General features: G+C 67.5%; 19 protein-coding genes and 3 pseudogenes. 9 read left to right on the top strand and 13 right to left on the bottom strand.

The window, feature by feature from the left end:
* Window positions 1-533: 533 nt before the first annotated feature.
* The 3 genes from RLT59_RS38430 to RLT59_RS38420 form a co-directional block, all read right to left on the bottom strand.
* Window positions 534-1,379: an SDR family oxidoreductase gene (locus RLT59_RS38430; protein ID WP_311308122.1), complete on the bottom strand. Its 846-nt coding sequence runs from the start codon at window positions 1,377-1,379 to the stop codon at window positions 534-536.
* Window positions 1,333-1,737, bottom strand: a complete 405-nt coding sequence (locus RLT59_RS38425; RefSeq protein WP_311308121.1) for a GlcG/HbpS family heme-binding protein — start codon at window positions 1,735-1,737, stop codon at window positions 1,333-1,335. The genes RLT59_RS38430 and RLT59_RS38425 overlap by 47 nt, the downstream gene beginning before the upstream one ends.
* Before the next feature lie 298 nt (window positions 1,738-2,035).
* Window positions 2,036-2,242: a transposase gene (locus RLT59_RS38420; RefSeq protein ID WP_399127112.1), complete on the bottom strand. Its 207-nt coding sequence runs from the start codon at window positions 2,240-2,242 to the stop codon at window positions 2,036-2,038.
* A 170-nt stretch (window positions 2,243-2,412) separates the two neighbouring features.
* On the opposite strand from RLT59_RS38420, the pseudogene RLT59_RS38415 reads away from it, so the two are divergent.
* Window positions 2,413-2,646: pseudogene (locus RLT59_RS38415) on the top strand (transposase); the annotation flags it as partial.
* Window positions 2,647-2,903: 257 nt separating this feature from the next.
* On the opposite strand, the gene RLT59_RS38410 reads toward RLT59_RS38415, so the two are convergent.
* The 3 genes and pseudogenes from RLT59_RS38410 to RLT59_RS38400 form a co-directional block, all read right to left on the bottom strand.
* Window positions 2,904-3,935 (bottom strand): hypothetical protein, encoded by a 1,032-nt coding sequence (locus tag RLT59_RS38410; protein WP_311308120.1) that lies wholly within the window; start codon window positions 3,933-3,935, stop codon window positions 2,904-2,906.
* Window positions 3,935-4,711 (bottom strand): AAA family ATPase, encoded by a 777-nt coding sequence (locus RLT59_RS38405; protein WP_311308119.1) that lies wholly within the window; start codon window positions 4,709-4,711, stop codon window positions 3,935-3,937. Before RLT59_RS38405 ends, RLT59_RS38410 begins: the two co-directional genes overlap by 1 nt.
* A pseudogene (locus RLT59_RS38400) lies at window positions 4,701-6,223 on the bottom strand (DDE-type integrase/transposase/recombinase). Before RLT59_RS38400 ends, RLT59_RS38405 begins: the two are co-directional and overlap by 11 nt.
* Before the next feature lie 485 nt (window positions 6,224-6,708).
* Between RLT59_RS38400 and RLT59_RS38390 the strand changes: the two are divergent.
* The gene (locus RLT59_RS38390) at window positions 6,709-7,008 is read left to right on the top strand and encodes a hypothetical protein (protein ID WP_311308116.1); all 300 of its coding nucleotides are present in this window, start codon (window positions 6,709-6,711) and stop codon (window positions 7,006-7,008) included.
* A gap of 59 nt (window positions 7,009-7,067) precedes the next feature.
* A complete protein-coding gene (locus tag RLT59_RS38385) occupies window positions 7,068-7,616 on the top strand; it encodes a hypothetical protein (protein WP_311304304.1) in 549 nt (182 codons plus the stop codon).
* On the opposite strand, the gene RLT59_RS38380 is transcribed toward RLT59_RS38385, so the two are convergent.
* Window positions 7,573-8,364, bottom strand: coding sequence for an IS5 family transposase (locus RLT59_RS38380; RefSeq protein ID WP_311304303.1), 792 nt, complete (start codon window positions 8,362-8,364; stop codon window positions 7,573-7,575). The genes RLT59_RS38385 and RLT59_RS38380 overlap by 44 nt on opposite strands.
* Before the next feature lie 281 nt (window positions 8,365-8,645).
* Between RLT59_RS38380 and RLT59_RS38375 the strand changes: the two genes are divergently transcribed.
* From RLT59_RS38375 to RLT59_RS38365, 3 genes are read left to right on the top strand one after another with little or no spacing between them, the layout of a single operon-like run.
* Window positions 8,646-9,008: a transposase gene (locus RLT59_RS38375; RefSeq protein ID WP_311301868.1), complete on the top strand. Its 363-nt coding sequence runs from the start codon at window positions 8,646-8,648 to the stop codon at window positions 9,006-9,008.
* The gene (locus RLT59_RS38370; RefSeq protein WP_311308115.1) at window positions 9,005-9,277 is read left to right on the top strand and encodes an IS3 family transposase; all 273 of its coding nucleotides are present in this window, start codon (window positions 9,005-9,007) and stop codon (window positions 9,275-9,277) included. The genes RLT59_RS38375 and RLT59_RS38370 overlap by 4 nt, the downstream gene beginning before the upstream one ends.
* 1 nt (window position 9,278) lies before the next feature.
* Window positions 9,279-9,926, top strand: a complete 648-nt coding sequence (locus RLT59_RS38365) for an IS3 family transposase (protein ID WP_311308211.1) — start codon at window positions 9,279-9,281, stop codon at window positions 9,924-9,926.
* Here the strand turns inward: RLT59_RS38365 and RLT59_RS38360 are convergent, their stop codons facing one another.
* Window positions 9,927-10,640 (bottom strand): DUF4037 domain-containing protein, encoded by a 714-nt coding sequence (locus tag RLT59_RS38360; protein WP_311308114.1) that lies wholly within the window; start codon window positions 10,638-10,640, stop codon window positions 9,927-9,929.
* A gap of 34 nt (window positions 10,641-10,674) precedes the next feature.
* Window positions 10,675-11,046, bottom strand: a complete 372-nt coding sequence (locus RLT59_RS38355; RefSeq protein ID WP_311308210.1) for a winged helix-turn-helix transcriptional regulator — start codon at window positions 11,044-11,046, stop codon at window positions 10,675-10,677.
* A gap of 99 nt (window positions 11,047-11,145) precedes the next feature.
* Here RLT59_RS38355 and RLT59_RS38350 point away from each other — a divergent pair, with 99 nt between their 5' ends.
* The gene (locus RLT59_RS38350; protein WP_311308113.1) at window positions 11,146-11,799 is read left to right on the top strand and encodes an NADPH-dependent F420 reductase; all 654 of its coding nucleotides are present in this window, start codon (window positions 11,146-11,148) and stop codon (window positions 11,797-11,799) included.
* 117 nt (window positions 11,800-11,916) lie between these two features.
* Here RLT59_RS38350 and RLT59_RS38345 read toward each other — a convergent pair whose 3' ends face one another.
* Window positions 11,917-12,279 (bottom strand): LysR family transcriptional regulator, encoded by a 363-nt coding sequence (locus RLT59_RS38345; RefSeq protein WP_311308112.1) that lies wholly within the window; start codon window positions 12,277-12,279, stop codon window positions 11,917-11,919.
* 311 nt (window positions 12,280-12,590) lie between these two features.
* On the opposite strand from RLT59_RS38345, the pseudogene RLT59_RS38340 reads away from it, so the two are divergent.
* Together RLT59_RS38340 and RLT59_RS38335 are read left to right on the top strand one after the other, a co-directional pair.
* A pseudogene (locus RLT59_RS38340) lies at window positions 12,591-12,761 on the top strand (transposase); the annotation flags it as partial.
* 103 nt (window positions 12,762-12,864) lie between these two features.
* Entirely contained in the window at window positions 12,865-13,383 is a 519-nt protein-coding gene (locus RLT59_RS38335) for a transposase (protein WP_311308209.1), read from the top strand.
* Here RLT59_RS38335 and RLT59_RS38330 read toward each other — a convergent pair.
* The 3 genes from RLT59_RS38330 to RLT59_RS38320 form a co-directional block, all read right to left on the bottom strand.
* Window positions 13,340-13,888: a hypothetical protein gene (locus tag RLT59_RS38330; protein WP_311304304.1), complete on the bottom strand. Its 549-nt coding sequence runs from the start codon at window positions 13,886-13,888 to the stop codon at window positions 13,340-13,342. The genes RLT59_RS38335 and RLT59_RS38330 overlap by 44 nt on opposite strands.
* Window positions 13,889-13,975: 87 nt before the next feature.
* Window positions 13,976-14,419, bottom strand: coding sequence for a DUF5677 domain-containing protein (locus RLT59_RS38325; RefSeq protein WP_311308111.1), 444 nt, complete (start codon window positions 14,417-14,419; stop codon window positions 13,976-13,978).
* Between the two features lie 136 nt (window positions 14,420-14,555).
* Window positions 14,556-16,937: a DEAD/DEAH box helicase gene (locus RLT59_RS38320; RefSeq protein ID WP_311308110.1), complete on the bottom strand. Its 2,382-nt coding sequence runs from the start codon at window positions 16,935-16,937 to the stop codon at window positions 14,556-14,558.
* Window positions 16,938-17,610: the final 673 nt, after the last annotated feature.

The following is a 17,610-nucleotide window of genomic DNA, read 5'->3' as shown; positions in this document are numbered from 1 at the left end:
GCGGAGGGTCCTTCGGGTGCCGGGCGGCCAGCGTCCTAATGGGAGCAGTCCGGCCTCTCGCGGCACGCCCTCGCCCAGCGGATGAACATCCAACGCTCCTACACACGGTCGCCCGCCGCAGCGGCCACACGCTCACCGCCGCCGAGGACGCCTCGCTGCTCTACGATCAGCTGTTACCGACCGTAGAGCAGATCGCTACCGTGACAGGCACCGAACCGGCAGCTGTCACCGCCCTCCTCGCCGCCGCCCGCCGGGGACCGCCCGGGGGGCCGGAGCGTGGGCTGGCGATTGTCCAGGTCGGTAAGGGCGGCCGCCAGCCGTTGTGCGGGGTGGTGTCAGTCGTCGGCCGTGTGGGGGAGGCGTCATCCAGGACGGTGCGCCGGCTCCGATCGAACAGGCCCGCGCGCAGCGGCGCCACCAGGCCGCGGCGACCGAGCCGGCCGCTCTGCGTCGGGCCCGCGCCGAACGAGCCGGTGCGACCGCGCCCTCGGCACCAGCGAGCTAGGTGACGGGCTGTTCGGGACTGCGGGAAGTCAGTCCTGGACCGGCGTGCCCGGACTGATGTCGTACGCCTTCTGCACGAGGGCGGGGCGGCTGCCGTCGTTGAGCTGCCGGCCCCACAGGGCGTCAACTTGTTCGCGGGCCTGCGGCTCCATCTCTTCGGGCAGCAGGTTGCGGTAGCGCCGTTCCTCGCCGAGCAGGACCCGTACCGTGCGCTCGTAGACCGGTTCGGGGTCGTACTGCTCATGCGGGAAGGCCAGCTCGGCGTAGTCGTAGAGGCGGTCGGCGGGGTCGTCGCGCCATTCCTTCCACGTCTCGAACATCGTGTCGTTGAAACCGGTCAGGAAAGGGCCGGGGTTGATCGTGGCGACCGTGACGCCGAACTCGGCCAGCTCCTGGTCCAGCGCGTCGGCGAACGCCTCCACCGCGTGCTTCGATCCGGCGTAGGCACCGGTGAACGGGTCGACGGTGAGTCCGGCGACCGAGGACATGAAGACGATCCGCCCACTGCGGCGCGCCGCCATCTGACGGGCGATGCCCTGAGTGAGCAGGACAGGCCCGAAGACGTTCACCTCGAACTGGCGGCGCAGCCGCTCCTCGGGGATGTCAGCGGTGGCACCACCTTCGGAGACGCCCGCGTTGTTGAGGAGGACCTCGACCTCCCAGGAGCAGGCGTTCTCGCGGTCGCCGGGATCGGTGACGTCGAGTTTCTCGACGCGCAGGTCGACGCCCCGCTCCCGCGCCTCGGCACGGACCGCAGTCACCTGGGCGATGATCTCCACGCCCGCAATCACCTGGTGCCCGGCCGCCGCGAGCCGCAGCGCGACCTCCTTACCGAAGCCGCTGCCCGCTCCGGTGATAAGAATCGGTCCCGCCATGATGGTTGAGCCTTCCTGTGCTGGTGTCCGGCTTGTTCCAGACACCGATTTTCGGATGCCCCTGCCCCTGGCCCTGCCCCTGCCCGGACAGGGCCATACCCCAGAACTGTCCACCCGGCTCGGAGTCCCGGGCCGGATCGCCGGTGGCCGACCGGAACAGAACGCTGGTGTGCGCCTTGTCGATGGAGTGCTCGATACTGCCGAGCTGGGCTCCGTCCATCCGCACGTGAGTGACCAGACTGCCGCCCGAGTCCGCGACAGCGATGTCGCTCGGAGAGCCGATACGGTCCGCCTCGGCGATGCCCGCGTCGATGATCCGGCGGGCATCGCTGAGACCCACAGTGTGTGTGCTGCGCATAAGAGAGACGGTAGGTCCTCGAACGTCAGGACGCCTTTCGGCGCAACCATCTCGTTCTCCTCGACATTCGAACAGATGTGCAGGACTGTCGCTGTCTCCTCGTCTGGCACAACGCCGTCTCCGTGGACAAAGCGGCCTCCGAGCCGGTTCGCGCGTTACCAGGCAGGTGGCTCGGCGCCGCGCGTCGCCGGGGCGAGCAGACTGGTCAGCTCCGAGATCACCTCGGGGGAGTGACGGCGGCCATGGGCAAGCGGTTCTGATCCACTTCTTGTGGGCCGGTGGCAGAGGGTAGCGATGTTCAGTCCGCGAGGAGGATTTGCCGTCGGAGGAGGTCGAATCCGGCCCGGCCGTACCCGTCCCTTTTGATCCGCTTCACCCTGTTGACGTTGCCCTCGACTCTGCCGGAGCTCCATTCCAGGGTGAGCCCGGCGGTGACGGCATCGAAGTCCTGCCGCAGACCGCGGGCCAGACTTCGCAGCGGTTTTGAGTCCCGTGTTCTCGGCACCGGCGAGCCACTTGTCGAGATCGTCACCGCGGCGCTCGGGAGTGTTCAATGAACGGCGGATCCGATGATCAAGGAGACGCCAGATGAGCGATACCACCATCGAGCAGAGAGCGGGCGGCGAGCCGGGGGTTGCGGAGGCCGCGTCGGCGAGCGATGAGCAGTTGGTCGCGATGCTCGTGAGCCGGGCCCGTTCGGAAGGGCTGCAGCTGACTGGGGAGGGCGGGCTGCTTCAGCAGCTGACCAAGCGGGTCCTGGAGTCCGCGCTGGAGGGCGAGATCACCGATCACCTCGGTTACGAGAAGCACGATGCCGAAGGCCGGGGCAGTGGTAACAGCAGGAACGGGAGCCGGGCGAAGACGGTGCTGACCGACGTCGGTCCGGTCGAGGTGAAGGTCCCCCGGGACGTTGATGATCTGCCAGTTTTTGTCGGTGGTGGTTCGGCGTTCTGATGTCAGTGGGTGAGTAGCGGACTCTCTGTGCTGTTCTCTGGGTTGTTGTGGGTGGCTCGGTTGCTGTCAGGAATGCCGATCTGGTGCTGACGTTTTTGGTGATGGTGCGGGTCAGTTCGCTGCCGGTTGGTACGGATGGGTGGGCGTTGTTGCTGGTCGCGGCCGGGCGGCTGTGCCGGGGCGTTGCTGGTCGAAGGTGGAAGGCATGGCCTTTACGGCAGGGGTTTCAGGTGGTAGCGGATTCCTGTTGCGGCGCGGGTGAGTTGTTCGCCGTCCTGGACTGTGATGAGTGGGAAGAGCGGGCTGTCGGGGGTACGGTCCTTGAGGTGTCCGTGAATGCCTGCTGCGCGTATGAGGCGGCACGTCCAGGTGGGGAGCGGGTGGACCTGGCACCTGCGGTGGGCGGTGCTGTCGTGGACTTTGACAGCGGTCGCTGTTTCGTTGATGTCGATGCCGCGGATGAGAGCGAGCCGGGTGAGGTCTGCTCCGGTGACCGCGTGGATGGTCAGTGCTGTCGCGTGCAGCGGGTGTGCCACCGTGGCCAGCCGTGAGGCGAGGACGTCTTCTGATGTGTGATCACGCTCTCGCGCGGACGGTGTACCGCTCGTTGTCGGGGCGAGTGCGGGGGCGCCCTGGCACTGGGCCCGTTTCGGGCGGCCTGTCACCGTGCCGTTGGACGGTGCGGGTGGGGCGATCCATTGTCCGTCGTCCTTGATGTGCCGGTGGTGCCAGTGCCCCGTGTTTCTGGTGCTGGAGGCTGAATGCTGTGTCTGGGTCAGCGCGTTCCGGGCCTGGGGGAGGGCGTCGATGAGGCGGTGCGGGGTGGCTTGGAGGAGTGTTGTCAGGGCGGGGGTGGCGGGGCGGTGCCACAGGAGGGTGAGGCGGATGCCGCATCGTTCCCGCAGGGCGAGGAGTTGTTGCTGGCGGGCGTGTGTGAGGCGGTCGGTGCGGCAGACGATGAGGTGTCCGATGTGGTGGGTGAGGATCCAGGTGGTGACGGCGTCCCAGGCGGGGCGCTGGGAGTCGGCCCACGTCCCGTACGTTTCTCCGCCTTGGGGGAGTCGTTTGCCCAGGGCATAGAGAAGGTCGTGGGCGAGGGCGGCGGGTGCGCCGTTGGCGGGGCTGGGGTCGACGGTCAGGCGTCCGAGGCCCGGGTGATGCGCGTGGTGAGCGGCGGTCGTCCAGTCGGGGTGGTCGTGCTTGTCGATGATGACGGTGACGGCTGGGAGACTGCCGGCTGTCATCACATGCCGCCGATTTTGCTGTAGACCCAGCGCACGAGGTCTTCGTCGACCTTTTTGAGGTGCAGTTTCTTCATGCCGGCCAGGATGTGGGTGGTGATGTTGGCCCAGTTGCGGAAGCTGCCGTGGGCGGCCTGCTTGTCGATCGCGTCGATCAGCGCGGTGTCCACATTGGCCCAGACGGGATGGAAGGCGGGAATCGTCTCCCTCACTTCGTCCTTGGACATGCGGGTGAACTCCTGCCAGATGAAGATCCGGGAGGCCAGCATCGGCTCGCGGCGCAGGACCTTGTAGCAGCCGTCGCCCCCGGCGAAGATCACTGCGATGTTGGTGCGCTTGTCGTCCCACAGGTGGCGCCAGAACTCGAACCCGGTCTTCTTCATCCACTGCGCCTCGTCACAGACCAGGACCCTGAATTCCTCGGCGAGTGCCTCTTTGAGGAGGGTGTCGAACTCGATCGGGCGGGCCGGCGGCTCACCGGGCAGTCCCAGCGCCTGGAAGAGACCGTGCCAGATGTCTCTGGGGGTCGGTCCAGCCCGCAGTTCCAGGCGGTGGGTGATGTCCGGGGCGAGGTGGCGCAGCGCGGAGTTCACCGACATCGTCTTGCCGGATCCGGCCGGCCCGTAGACGCACATCATGGCCTTGGCCTCGATGACGGCTTCGATGTTGTCCCGGGTGGTCAGGAGCGTGTCGGTGCCCACCAGCTGCGCCTGATCCAGGCCCAGGAAGTGGTCGTCGCTCTCGTCGGGCAGCAGCCCGTAGTCCAGCTCAGTGATCATCGGCTCGGTCCTTGTCAGGAGTGGGTGTGCGTGGCGGCCTGGGACGGGACCAGGTGTCGGGCGCTGGGCCGTGCGGTACGAGATCGGGACGAGCCAGCGCACGGCGGTCCGTCTGTGCCGCCGCGCCGAGCTCTTCTTCGGCCTGCGCAGCGGTCGAAGAGGTGAGCGCCCTGGGTGGGGCTGCGGTGGTGGAGGCTTCGAAGCGCCGGCGGCGCAGCTTTTCCGCGGCTTTCAGATCAGCCTTGAGCCGCCGGGCTGCTGCGGTGGGTGCGGCCTGGACGGAGCGGATCTGCTCACGGCTCGCCGCGGCGGCCAGGAACGCCGAACCGAGATGGCGGCCGGTACCGGCGTCGAAGACTTCGATGGTGTCGTCGTGATGGGGCAGGTGCCGTACCGAGACTCTGGTGCCTGTGCGGCCGTTCATCCACGGGGCGAGGTAGTCGCGCCGGCGCCACCGCACCCCGGACGTGCTGATCGTGTACGTGCGCCCGTTGTCCTCCAGAGCGAACGTCGCCAGCTGCCCCGCGGACACATCCATGAGCGGAGTCGCGTCGGCCTGCCACGCCTGGAGGGGGGTCTGCCCGTGCAGCGCGGACGGCTGGTGGCGGGTGTTCCACCAGGTCACCCAGTCCAGCAGCAGTCCCACGAACGCCTCGTACGTCAGGGGCGGGGCTTCGGGGTCGGCGGTCCGGCCGCCGGTGAGTTTCTGCCGGCCGGTGTAGCGGGGGAGGGAGACGAGGAACATCTCCTCCACCGCGTCGTTCAGTGCCTCGATCGTCCCTTTCAGATGTGGGGTGTAGGCGGGGAGGTCGGTGACGGGGACAGCGAGCGCGCCCATCGCCGCGGTGACCGCCCGGCACAGGAACTCCTTGCCGCGGTCGACCCGGATCTGTCCCGGCAGTCCGCCGAGGGGGCCGAACGGTGCGCTGCGGGTGATCGCGATGCGCAGGGAGGCCAGCACCGCGTCCCGGCTCGGAGGGTGGGCGGTGACGGCCACCCCGGTGATGGCCCTGGTGGCGCAGTCGATGAACCAGGTCACCCACAAAGTGGCCAGCTCACCCTCGACGTCCACCTCGACGGGTACGTGCTTGTGGTCGCCCTCCCACACCGCGTTGCGGTGCGTGGCCGGCCGCTGTCCGAACACGTCATGCGCACGCCGGGCGGCTTCCCCGCTCCTGAGTCCGGCCCGCTCCCCGCGGGTCAGGTCCCGCCGGATCGCCCGGTGCAACGTGGACAGCGACGGCGCTGGGGCGCGTCCGGATCCTCGGCTGCCCGCTGTGCCAGCTCGGCATGGACCCGGGAGGCGTTGCCGCCCCATAGCGCCAGCAGTCGCCGGACCTCCGTGGTGACCGTGAAACGGGACGACTCCACCCGAGCGAGACGGTGATCCTTCCGGGCAGCGGCCAGCCACCGCCACACCGTCCGCTCCGACTTCCCCAACGCCTGCGCCACCAGGCGCACATGCGCGGCCGTCAGCTCTCCACGCCCGTCGAGGTCCAGCAGCCGGGGCATGGCCGCAGCACGCCCCAAGGCGGGCGGGAACACGGCCATCGAGACGTCCGCAGGAATATCACCACGGCTTCCCCGCATGCGCCACCCCTCTCTGCCGAGTCCGAGACGGCACCCCCGCCGTCCTGGACCCAGGTATCCCAGCTCCTCGGTACCGGGCTGACCGGAATCGGCATACGGCTGACAGCAACCGTTGCCATCCGTTACGGCTGCGCGCCTTTCCGGAGCCAGTCCGACTTGAAGCCGTCAGGCAGACCACTTCGCGTTCGACGGGCCGGCCGAGGCACTGGGATGCCACGCCATCATGGCTTCGATGCCGTTGCTGCCCGAGGTTCGTGTTTCCGCTGGTCGGAGCATGCTGAAGGCCCTAACTGGAGCATGTGGAGAAAAAGTTCGCCTGCAGCATCCGGATTCCTGCCCCGTGGCGCGTGTAGAGAGTGAGGGTGCATGAGCCCTCATCAACGAGTCGATGATGGGAGGCCGGTCTGGTGACCTGGCTTGAGTGGACGGGAGCGGGCGGGATCTCGATCCCGCTGGTGTGCCTGGCGTACTACGCGCTCCGTCGTACCAAGAGTGGGATGCAGATGTGCCTCAAGGCATATCTCCAGGCCCGCGCGGAGCGCGAGCAGCGCGCGACGATGATCGCGATGGCGACTGCGTTGCCGGATGGCGGAGCCGCAGCCCGGTTCGAGGAAGGGCAGCCTGCCTGGCTGTTCTGCAAGCATGCGGACCTGAGACGCTGTTGTCTTTCCGAGTCTGACGACTGTGTTTTCGCTGGTCAGGGGTAGGGGCGGCGTCGGTGTGGGAGTGATGGGGTGTCGTTTCGTCGCTCTCGTGGAGGCCGTGGATGCCGTCGGTTGTCGGACTGCTGGAACAGCACGAGCTTGCCGCTCGTCGTCGTGTGGACGGGCTGCGTGAGGAAGCGGACCGCATCCAGGCCGAGCTCGCGGTGGCCGAGCAGGAGTGGTCGGAGTGGACGATCGCCCGCGAGCGTGTCGGTGCGGTGCTGTCCGCGCCGGGCGGTGACTCAGCCGGCGTGGGCGCCATTGACGTGCCGGAGGGTGTTGTGACGGGAACCGAGGTGGAGGCGTCTGCACCTCTGGTGGTGAAGGCGAGGTCGCAGGTTCCGATGTGGCGCGAGGGGCTGGCCGGGACGGCACTGTCGGTGGACTACCAGCGCATCCTGGCCGCGATCGAGGATCGGGGCCGTCTCGGTCAAGGGCCGCTGACCTGTCAGGAGATGGCCACTGCGTTCGGCCTGGACGTGGTGCCTGCCAAGGTGGAGGGGCTGCGGTCGAAGGCGAAACGCCTGGTCGCGCGGGGCTGGCTGGCCGAGTCGGCACCGGGCCGGTTCACCCTCGCGCGGAGCGTGAGCGGGCCAGGCGGCGGGTCATGATCATGGTCATCGACCAGTAGATCATCGCCTCGGCGCTGCTAATGGATCGTTCGAAGTCACGCACCAGACGGCGGCTTCGCATCAGGTGGGCGAAGAGCCGCTCGACGATCCACCGCTTGGGCAGCACCACGAAGCCGCGCATGTCGTCGCTCCGCTTGACGATCGCCAGGACCAGCGCGAGCGCGGCCAGGCAGTGCTTGACGAGGCTGCCGGTGTAGCCGCCGTCGGCCCAGACGAGTTCCAGCCGGTGGTGAGCGTCGGTCACCCGCTCAAGCAGCACCTTCGCGGCGGCGCGGTCGCCGATGTCCGCCGCGGTGACCATCACGCCCAGCAGCAGGCCGAGGGTGTCGACCACCACGTGCCGTTTGCGGCCGTTGATCAGCTTGCCGCCGTCGAAGCCGCGGCTGTCGGCGCCGACGACGGCGTCCGCCTTGACGGACTGCGAGTCGATCACGCCGGCCGTCGGTTCCGCATCTCGCCCCGACTCCTCGCGGACCCGGCCGCGCAGCCGGTCGTGGAACTCTCTGACCAGCGCGTGGTCGCGCCAGCGGCGGAAGAACGCATAGACCCGGTCCCACGGCGGGAAGTCGGCCGGCATGGCCCGCCACTTGATCCCGTTGTCGACCAGATAGCGGATCGCGTCCAGCATCGCCCGGTGGCAGTACGCCTCCGGCTGCCCGCCCCGACCTCGCAGCCAGCCCGGCACCGGCAGCAGCGGCCGGACCACGGCCCACTCCGCGTCCGTCATGTCCGAGGGATACCGCCGAACACGCTCCGGATGGTCGGCCGCATTCCCGAACCGGTGAGCGACACAATCACACGACAGAGCAGCCGAGTTGAACTCCACCGGCGCGAGCACGTACAACTGCGGCAACAGGGTCTCCTGGATCTCGGTTGGCTTCGCAACCCCGAGCTACCAAGAGGCCCTGCCTTCATGCCCGCAGCCGGCCACGGTCACCCGATCGAGACTCCCGTTCGACGCCCACCCCGCACGATCGGAACGACAACAGCTACTGAGGTTCCCCCGAGATGCGGGGAATGGTGACAGCAGGTCAGATGGGTCTCATGAGAGGAGCCCAGACGATGCCTGCGCCGAGGAAGTACCCGCTGGAGTTGCGAGAGCGTGCGGTACGGATGTACCGGACTGCAGAGCCGAAGCCTGTGATCCGTCGTATGGCCGAGGATCTCGGGGTCCATCACGAGGCCCTGCGTAACTGGATCCGGCAGGCCGAGGCCGACACCGGCGAGCGCGATGATCTGCCCACCACCGAGGAGAGGGAAGAGCTCGCCCAGCTGCGGCGCGAGGTGCGGGAACTACGCCGGGCGAACGAGGTCCTGCGGACGGCCTCGGCTTTTTTCGCCGCACAGCTCGACCCGACCCGGCCCAGGTGACCGCGCTCCTCGACGAGCACCCGCACCTGGGGGTCGAGCCCGTGCTCCGGGAACTGCACATCCCCTCCTCCACCTACTACCGCTGGCGCCAGGCCGAAAAGGAGCCCTGCGAACGGAGCCGCCAGGACACCGAGCTGACCGGCCAGATCCGGCAGATCCACCAGGACTCGGGCGGCATCTACGGATCGCCCAGGATCCACGCCGCCCTCAAACGAGAGGGCGTCCACGTCGGCCGCAAACGGGTCGAACGGCTCATGCGTCAGGCCTAGCCTGGCCGGGATCAGCCCCCGCAGGAACAAGGGCTTCACTCGCCGGGACCCGGACGCAGACCTTGCTCCTGACCTGGTACAACGCGACTTCACGGCGTCCGCACCGAACCGATTGTGGGTCACCGACCTGACCATGATCTCCACCCTGGAGGGACCACTCTGGCTGTCGGCGATCCGAGATGCCTTCTCCCGCAGAATCGTCGCCTGGGAGACCTCCGCCCGCGCGGACGCCGACCTGGTCCTCACCTCGCTGGAGTACGCGCTGGCCAGCCGCGAAGTCGCTCCCGGCGAACTCGTCCACCACGCCGACCACGGCACGCAATATACCTCCATCAAGCTCACAACACGCCTGGTCAGAGCGGGAATCCAGGCGTCCATGGGCTCGGTCGGCGACTCCTACGACAACGCCCTCGCGGAGAACCTTTGGATGCTGATCAAGACCGAGTGCATCCGCGGCGGGACCTTCAACACCAGAGCCGAGGCCAACCTCGCACTCTTCGAATACATCGACGGCTTCTACAACCCCCGCCGCATCCAGAAACGACTCGGATACCTCAGCCCCATCGAGTTCGAAGAGAAGCACTACGCCAACCAGGCAGCAACCGAGCCAGTGAACCTGAAACCACGTCAACCCGCCCTGACCAGCTAGTCAGCCACTCCCGCGCAGCGGGGGAACCTCATAGGGCGGATAGACCCGGTTCATCAGCAGACACAGTTTCATCAGGTCGCGAACCTGTCGGGCGGCCACTACTGCGGAACCCAGGTCGTCACCGACTTCTCCGCAGCGACCGACGAACGGTTCCTCCTGGGACAGGCGCATCCACTGGCAGGCCAGGATGTAGCGCCAGACGTCGTCCGGATACCAGGTCAGTTCCTGGCGGTAAGAATCCAGCAGGCCGAGCCCGTCGTGGAATACGGTGCCTCCGGTCAGCTCGCGCAGTACCTGCGTCGGGGTCGTCAGCCAGCCGGACACCGACAGGCCGGCGGCTGGGTCCTCGCCGAGGTGCTCGGTGAAGAACCCCTGGAGGTCATTGACGTGAACCCAGTGCCGGGCTGGTGCGTTGTCGGGAAAGGGGAAGCGGACCGGGTAGCCATGGAACGTCTGCGGCAGCTCGCGGTCCAGCAGGGCATCCAGTTCGTCCGCGTGGGCGCGGAAGTCGCCACTGCTGAGGAACACCTGCATCCTGGGGCCCCAGGCGTGGTCGGTTGAGCGTGCGGTGTCGAAACCCTGTACTTCAGATCCCCAGCCGATCAGTGCTGCCGAATACGGCACCCTGTCCAAAGCCGTGTTCAGGATGGGGGCGACGACCTCTGCGTGAAACAGCCGCGCCAGTTCAAGACCGGGCAGGAAGGCACGTGTCATGGCCGCCACCCTGACAGAATGGTGCGGCCAGTGGCTAACCAATTGTCGCGTTGTCCTGGGCTTCGAGAAGCTCGTCACTGTGCTCGACTGCCCAGCGTCCGAGCGCCACCATGGGACCCTCGACGAGGCTCTGCCCCAGCCTGGTCAGACTGTACTCGACGCGAGGTGGCGCTTCGGCATGTGCGTGGCGGTCGACCAGGCCGCTGGAGAGCAAACGATGCAAGGTGTCGGTCAGGACCTTGTCGCTCATGCCGCCGATCGCGGCGCGCAGCTCTCGGCGTCGGCGCGGGCCCGCGCGAAGAGCCGCCAGCACAACGGGATCCCAGGTGTGGGCGAAGAGATCGGTGGCCGCGCGCAGACGGCAGTCAGCGACGAACTCGTAGCAGTGGCCTTCGTGATCAGTCATCTCGTCACCCATCTTCGCGCGGTCGTTGCGCACCGATCGGTGCGCAACGCCTTCCTTAATGTGACTGCCCATCTGACTGTCACTTGAGAGGAAGCATCGATGCGCATCGGGATCCTGGGAACAGGGACGCTGGCGGCGGCCTTGGGCGAGGGCTGGTCACGCGCAGGGCATGAGGTGGTGATCGGCGGGCGGTCGCAGGTCAAGGCGGAGAAGCTTGCTGAGCGGCTGCGCCACGGAGTGCTCGCCGTCGCGCCGCGTGAGGCGGTCGTCGGGCGCGATGCGGTGCTGCTTGCCGTGTCCTGGGACGGTGTCGAGGACATGCTGGGACTGGTGGGCGCGTCCGACGGCTTGCTTGAGGGGACGCCGTTGATCGATCCCACGAACGCTGTCGCGCATGGTGTCGGCGTTCTGCTCACCGAGCACGGCGAGTCGATGGCGAGGCGGATCGCCGGGCTTGCTCCGGGAGCTCATGTCGTCAAGGCGTTCCATCTCTTTCCCGCTGGTCAGTGGACGAGCTCTCCCGGCGGTGGCCAGTCCGACGTGACCGTGGCGATGTGCGGCGACGATTCTGCGGCACTGCATGTCGTCGGCGAGTTGGTGCGTGACGTCGGCGGGACGCCGGCGATTCTTGGGGGCCTGGATCGCGCCCGCCAGCTGGAGGAGGTGGCGGGTTTCGTCATCGGACTGGCGTTCGCAGGCTTCGACCCCAACTCCGCAGTGCCTCGCGTGCCCTCATCGCCGGTGACGGACTGACCCGTTGTCCGCATCCGACAGGGAGAACCAGTCCAGACCTTCGTGGACCGAGGTCAGCGCGCACTGATCGAGTCGTCCGGGATTGAGTATCCGCCTGCTTCTGGCCTTGTGCAGCGGTCAGGGTGCGCGGTCATCGAGCAGGGAGAGGAGGCGAGTGGCTTCGTCGAGAAAGCGTTGTCCGTCTTCCGTGATGGCGAGGGGCCGGGACCGTCCGACGCCGATGATGGTGACGCCCACGGTCTCCTCGATCCGTTTCAGTTGGTAGTTGAGGGTTCCCCAGGTAACTCCGAGCTCGGCAGCGGCGTCTTGAAGAGTGCGGTGTCTGGAGGCCACGGTCAGGTGATGTAGGCGCTGGACGGAGTTCTTGGTCCGGCTGACAGCGCGCATCGCGGGGGACAGATCGGTGTCGAGTGACGCAAAGGGGTTGTTGAACTGACTTGTGGGGTGTCGAGGGATGCCCCATTTGCTCACGAGTCGCATCACGTCGTCTTTGCGAACGCCCAGTGCGCGGGCGATGTCGGGTGAGTAGCTGTTGTCGTTCCGATCGTGCGGGGTGGGCGTCGAACGGGAGTCTCGATCGGGTGACCGTGGCCGGCTGCGGGCATGAAGGCAGGGCCTCTTGGTAGCTCGGGGTTGCGAAGCCAACCGAGATCCAGGAGACCCTGTTGCCGCAGTTGTACGTGCTCGCGCCGGTGGAGTTCAACTCGGCTGCTCTGTCGTGTGATTGTGTCGCTCACCGGTTCGGGAATGCGGCCGACCATCCGGAGCGTGTTCGGCGGTATCCCTCGGACATGACGGACGCGGAGTGGGCCGTGGTCCGGCCGCTGCTGCCGGTGCCGGGCTGGCTGCGAGGTCGGGGCGGGCAGCCGGAGGCGTACTGCCACCGGGCGATGCTGGACGCGATCCGCTATCTGGTCGACAACGGGATCAAGTGGCGGGCCATGCCGGCCGACTTCCCGCCGTGGGACCGGGTCTATGCGTTCTTCCGCCGCTGGCGCGACCACGCGCTGGTCAGAGAGTTCCACGACCGGCTGCGCGGCCGGGTCCGCGAGGAGTCGGGGCGAGATGCGGAACCGACGGCCGAGCGTGATCGACTCGCAGTCCGTCAAGGCGGACGCCGTCGTCGGCGCCGACAGCCGCGGCTTCGACGGCGGCAAGCTGATCAACGGCCGCAAACGGCACGTGGTGGTCGACACCCTCGGCCTGCTGCTGGGCGTGATGGTCACCGCGGCGGACATCGGCGACCGCGCCGCCGCGAAGGTGCTGCTTGAGCGGGTGACCGACGCTCACCACCGGCTGGAACTCGTCTGGGCCGACGGCGGCTACACCGGCAGCCTCGTCAAGCACTGCCTGGCCGCGCTCGCGCTGGTCCTGGCGATCGTCAAGCGGAGCGACGACATGCGCGGCTTCGTGGTGCTGCCCAAGCGGTGGATCGTCGAGCGGCTCTTCGCCCACCTGATGCGAAGCCGCCGTCTGGTGCGTGACTTCGAACGATCCATTAGCAGCGCCGAGGCGATGATCTACTGGTCGATGACCATGATCATGACCCGCCGCCTGGCCCGCTCACGCTCCGCGCGAGGGTGAACCGGCCCGGTGCCGACTCGGCCAGCCAGCCCCGCGCGACCAGGCGTTTCGCCTTCGACCGCAGCCCCTCCACCTTGGCAGGCACCACGTCCAGGCCGAACGCAGTGGCCATCTCCTGACAGGTCAGCGGCCCTTGACCGAGACGGCCCCGATCCTCGATCGCGGCCAGGATGCGCTGGTAGTCCACCGACAGTGCCGTCCCGGCCAGCCCCTCGCGCCACATCGGAACCTGCGACCTCGCCTTCACCACCAGAGGTGCAGACGCCTCCACCTCGGTTCCCGTCACAACACCCTCCGGCACGTCAATGGCGCCCACGCCGGCTGAGTCACCGCCCGGCGCGGACAGCACCGCACCGACACGCTCGCGGGCGATCGTCCACTCCGACCACTCCTGCTCGGCCACCGCGAGCTCGGCCTGGATGCGGTCCGCTTCCTCACGCAGCCCGTCCACACGACGACGAGCGGCAAGCTCGTGCTGTTCCAGCAGTCCGACAACCGACGGCATCCACGGCCTCCACGAGAGCGACGAAACGACACCCCATCACTCCCACACCGACGCCGCCCCTACCCCTGACCAGCGAAAACACAGTCGTCAGACTCGGAAAGACAACAGCGTCTCAGGGTTGGCGAACGGGATCGGTTTCGCTGGGGGCAAGGCAGCCGGCTTCGGAAGGTTCCAGGTCTCGTTCACGTTCCGGGCGAGCTTCCGTCGGTGATCGTTCCAGTAGTCGGTGAGTGCCACGACGGCTGGCTCACCGCTGTCGGCCAACCAGTTCATTGCGTAGGCGTGCCCCAGCAGATTTCGCATGAGGGGGGCCGCCTCCACGGTGTACCCCTGCTCGTACAGCGACATCAAGGCCTGGGCTGTTCGATTGGTGAACTGCCACCAGCCCATGAGCGGCCGGACGACATTCTGATGCTCGTAGAGCACGCGTACGCCCTGGCTAGTCACCTGATCTGCCGCACGCAGGATCACCGGCACTACTGCCCGACAGCGCCGCAAGCACTGCTCGTTAGACCCGAACTTGTAGACCACAACGAGCAAGCTTATTCTGCCGTTTGCCTGCGCGTCGCGACACGGGCCTTCCGCAGTGTTGTCCTGCGGTGCCGTTCGATCGCTACGCAGCGCTCGGAAAGTATTACTGCGCCGTCGGCGGCCTGGACAACGGTTCTCAAGCTGCCCACTCCAGCCCGAGGCCGGCGAGCGCGGCGAGCTTGTCGGGGGTCAGCTTGGCCCGGCGGCTCTTGCTGTTGCTGAGGAACACCCCGAGCTTCACCTCGCTCCCGTCCTCCAACTGCTCCACGTGGGCCCTGGGGACCTTCACAGAGCCCGTGCGGGCCTTGTACTGCGCCAGGGCCGCAATGCCCTTCTCGAAGGCGCTCACCGGCGCCGTGGACGGCTTGGCCGGCGCTTCGAGCTCCGCCGCCATCGGTACGACGCCGATAGTCTCCAGGCGCTCGCGCTGCCCGCTGGTCAGGGCTTCCCAGACCGCCGGGATCCGCTGCTTGTCGAGCCACTTTCCGATGTCCATGCCGTGGACGGTGACCCCGGGTTCGATGTACGCAAGGATGCTCTCCTCCGCGAGCATCTCGCGGACCACGGCGTAGTGCCGCTGCCATTCCGGTGGCCAGGACGGGTTCCAGTCCTCGTCCACGGCCTCCAGCGCCGTCTTCCACTCGGAGTGCCCGTCCAGCGCGCCGGGGCGGCGGAGGTTGGACAGCCACTGCCCCACCGGCCGATCCAGCATCGTCGCGGACCGGGGCGCGCAGAGGGTCCAGTGCTGGTCGTAGTACGCCTTCGCAGCCTGAAGGTTCTCCTGGAACCGCTCATCGGCGGGGTTCCAGACCATGCCGAGCTTCTCCAGCCGCTGGGCGCGCCGGCCGGTCATCTGCCCGGCCCCGTACGCCCGTCGCTGTTCAGCGACCCACTGCCCCAGCGGGTACGCACCTTCCTTGTGCCCGTACGGAACCCGGGCGTGCAGCTCACGCTCGGTGAACTTCTTGAGCGACGCCCAGCCGCGTGCCCAGTCCTGCTTCTCCGTGTCGATCACGTTGAAGCTCACCCAGTCCGCGACCATCACCGGGTCACGTGGAGCCGCAAAACGCAACAGGAGACGGGATTCTTCCTCACCTTCCTCGGGCGGCGGACCGATGTACTCGGACGGCCGCGCGACGTCCTTCTGAGGCTCTTGCGGAATCGCGAGCAATTCGATTGTCTCTTCATCGTGAGCGCGCAGACCTTCCAGCACCTTCACCAGAGGCCGATACGAACCCGAGGTGAACATATCCTCCGGCTTTTCACCGGGCTGGAGAAAAACCGGCACGATCAGAGAGGCAAGTTTCCCTTGTCCGGGCTTCTGCCGGAGCGCCCGGCCGATGGCCTGGACGATGTCGTGCGGCGCACCCTTCGGGTCCAGGAGCGCCACCGAGTCCACCGCGCGGATGTCGACGCCCTCACCCAGGACCCGGCAGTTCGACAGGACGGCCCGCAGCGCCGTGGACCCGAAGCCGCGCAGGACGTCGCGCCGGCGTTCCGGGACGTGCTCACCACACAGCCAGTCCGCCCAGATCCGCGCGGGGTACTTCTCGGGCCGGTCCGCGTGCAGCTTCGCCGCCACCCGCTGAAGCCCCTCCGAGCAAGCCTGTGCCTCTATCGTCCGGTGGTGGAAGGTGATGCAGGTCTGGAGGTTGTGCTGCTCCATGGTGTGCAGCAGCGCGGCCTGGAGTGCCCCGAGCCGCTCACCACGCACCTTCTCGCTGTGCCGCTCTTCGCCCATCAGCCGTTCCGGGGTGACGACCGGGTCCTGGAGCTCCAGCACGATGATCTGGTACCGCGCAAGAAGACCGCGTGACACCGCCGACGCCAGCGAGAGCTTGTACAGGACCGGCCCGAAGACGCGCTCGTCGTCCATGGAGGCCGCCATCTCACGCGGCAGCGGGTCGCGCACTCCCTCCGCCTCGCGGTTCGGCCGCTCCTGCCAGATCCGCGGCGTCGCCGTCAGGTACAGCCGACGGTGCGCCGGGATGACGTGCTGGTTGTGAATGTCGGCCCACGCCTTACCCATCGAGCCCGACGTCCGGTGCGCCTCATCGACCACGGCCAGGTCCAGCGGGGCGAGCTGCTGCCCGTAGACACCCTCGAACGCCTCCGCCAGCACCCCCAGCGACGCGTACGTCCCGAAGATGGTGACGGGCCCCTCGCCGTGCCACAGCGCCAACTGCACCGGGTTGGTGGTGGAGCGCACCTTCAGGTTCCACAGCTCCGGGTCGTCGGTGAGGCCGCACACCGCGACCGCCGGCCCCGTGTGCCCGACCTCTCGCCACGCCTGGACGGTCTGCGTCAGAAGATCCAGCGTCGGCACCAGAACGAGAATGCGGCCCTTGGGTACGAGCCGCTTGGCCGACGCCGCCGCGATGATGGTCTTCCCCGTTCCGCACGCGGCGTGTACCTGTCCGCGCAGGCCGTTGACGGGAATACCGCCCGGCGGGATATCGAGACCCCGCACAATGGCAGCAACGGCCTCGATCTGGTGGTCACGCAGTTTCACGGCCATTGTCTACTCGCCGTCCTGCTCGGTTGCACACTCATGATCAGATTCAAGAATCGTTCCGTCGTCTACCGGACCGAAGTCCCATGTGGTGTCGCAGTCGCCGCAATATCCGGACCCGTAGAAACTCACGCTCGCCATTCTTTTACACTCTCCTCAATTCGCACAGTGAGAAAGAAAGTCCGGCGCAGCATGTCGGGGCCGGGATAGGGTGTCTGATTCCAGACTCTACACAGGCAAGGTCCGTGATGCATCACCCGCGCGACAGGTTTGCCCCCATAGACTGATTCTTGGCCGAATCTCACCCCACACGCGCAGTTCATGCGGTATGCTGGCGGGGCATTGATGAACGTGAGCGGCCGGTTTCGAGGGTGGAGGGGGCAGGGTGGAGCGCAGCGGAGCCCGTCACTGCGGTGGGGCCGGCACTCGATCGGGCCGACGGCCCGTCACATCCCTTGCAGGGGCAGTGGTCAGGAACCCCAAGCCCTACACAGGCCCCAGCGTGACGCACCCCGCCCTGTAGCCAGCCCCGGTGACCGCGCTTGCGCGGCCACCTCCAATTCGCGCTTGCGCGAATTGGACTCCCTTCGGGAATTCCGCTTGCGGAATTCCATTCCGGCGCTTGCGCCGGAATTCGAATTGCGCTTGCGCAATTCGTGCGCTCTGCTGCGGCTTGCCG

Origin of the sequence: Streptomyces sp. ITFR-6, from assembly GCF_031844725.1 — a bacterium.
Taxonomy (GTDB): domain Bacteria; phylum Actinomycetota; class Actinomycetes; order Streptomycetales; family Streptomycetaceae; genus Streptomyces.
The sequence above is the reverse complement of the archived record's forward strand: the minus strand, read 5'-3'. Positions and strand labels throughout refer to the sequence as shown.

Bases quoted from the DNA above. Each gene is read 5' to 3' on its own strand.
- RLT59_RS38430 (WP_311308122.1), bottom strand. From the start codon at position 1,379: ATGGCGGGACCGATTCTTATCACCGGAGCGGGCAGCGGCTTCGGTAAG.
- RLT59_RS38425 (WP_311308121.1), bottom strand. From the start codon at position 1,737: ATGCGCAGCACACACACTGTGGGTCTCAGCGATGCCCGCCGGATCATC.
- RLT59_RS38410 (WP_311308120.1), bottom strand. From the start codon at position 3,935: ATGACAGCCGGCAGTCTCCCAGCCGTCACCGTCATCATCGACAAGCAC.
- RLT59_RS38405 (WP_311308119.1), bottom strand. From the start codon at position 4,711: ATGATCACTGAGCTGGACTACGGGCTGCTGCCCGACGAGAGCGACGAC.
- RLT59_RS38385 (WP_311304304.1), top strand. From the start codon at position 7,068: ATGCCGTCGGTTGTCGGACTGCTGGAACAGCACGAGCTTGCCGCTCGT.
- RLT59_RS38380 (WP_311304303.1), bottom strand. From the start codon at position 8,364: ATGACGGACGCGGAGTGGGCCGTGGTCCGGCCGCTGCTGCCGGTGCCG.
- RLT59_RS38375 (WP_311301868.1), top strand. From the start codon at position 8,646: ATGCGGGGAATGGTGACAGCAGGTCAGATGGGTCTCATGAGAGGAGCC.
- RLT59_RS38360 (WP_311308114.1), bottom strand. From the start codon at position 10,640: ATGACACGTGCCTTCCTGCCCGGTCTTGAACTGGCGCGGCTGTTTCAC.
- RLT59_RS38355 (WP_311308210.1), bottom strand. From the start codon at position 11,046: ATGACTGATCACGAAGGCCACTGCTACGAGTTCGTCGCTGACTGCCGT.
- RLT59_RS38350 (WP_311308113.1), top strand. From the start codon at position 11,146: ATGCGCATCGGGATCCTGGGAACAGGGACGCTGGCGGCGGCCTTGGGC.
- RLT59_RS38345 (WP_311308112.1), bottom strand. From the start codon at position 12,279: ATGCGACTCGTGAGCAAATGGGGCATCCCTCGACACCCCACAAGTCAG.
- RLT59_RS38335 (WP_311308209.1), top strand. From the start codon at position 12,865: ATGCGGAACCGACGGCCGAGCGTGATCGACTCGCAGTCCGTCAAGGCG.
- RLT59_RS38330 (WP_311304304.1), bottom strand. From the start codon at position 13,888: ATGCCGTCGGTTGTCGGACTGCTGGAACAGCACGAGCTTGCCGCTCGT.
- RLT59_RS38320 (WP_311308110.1), bottom strand. From the start codon at position 16,937: ATGGCCGTGAAACTGCGTGACCACCAGATCGAGGCCGTTGCTGCCATT.